Source organism: Paenibacillus sp. 01T422, from assembly GCF_056398785.1.
In genome coordinates this window covers 1-551 of the sequence record NZ_JBFTQB010001567.1, presented here as the reverse complement: position 1 = coordinate 551, position 551 = coordinate 1, and the positions used below count along the sequence as shown (strand labels likewise).

Below are 551 nucleotides of genomic sequence, written 5' to 3'. Positions count from 1 at the left end.
GTTTTCCTCTCCTCTTACGGGGCTATTCATGCCATTAACCTTGCACCTGGGCAAGAGGTTGTCATTGATAACGGGCATCTGGTCGCATGGCCGGATTACACGCAGTATACGATTGAGAAAGCTGCCAAAGGATGGCTCTCCAGCTTCACAAGCGGTGAAGGTGTCGTATGCCGATTCCGCGGCGAAGGTGTCGTGCTTATTCAAACGAGAAATCCGCAAAGTTTTGGCGGATGGTTGAAGCAATTCATGCCTGGCGCTAGGTAGCGCGCGGGCTTCCATGTAAATTTAACGGACTTCATTGTTAATGTTGTCAGGCAACTGAGAGGGTGGATTACTTTTAATTAACGCCGATTACTGCTGCAATTTCCCACAATAAATCCACTTTTACCCAATTAACTGGATTTTCTACACTAGCGTTGCATCAAACCTTACACATTATCAACTTAGCAGATGTTCGTGCAAAAATTCACAAAGTTTCAAACTGACATAAATTAAAAGTAGCTCCACCTAAGCGTAGGCACCATTTTCCAAAAAAATCCATTTATCTTTTT

At 43.9% G+C, this 551-nt stretch carries 1 protein-coding gene; it reads left to right on the top strand.

What is annotated here, in order from left to right:
- Positions 1 to 264: AIM24 family protein (locus tag AC1DUA_RS40205; protein WP_477504961.1), on the top strand; the 264-nt coding region annotated here is incomplete at its 5' end.
- Positions 265 to 551: the final 287 nt, after the last annotated feature.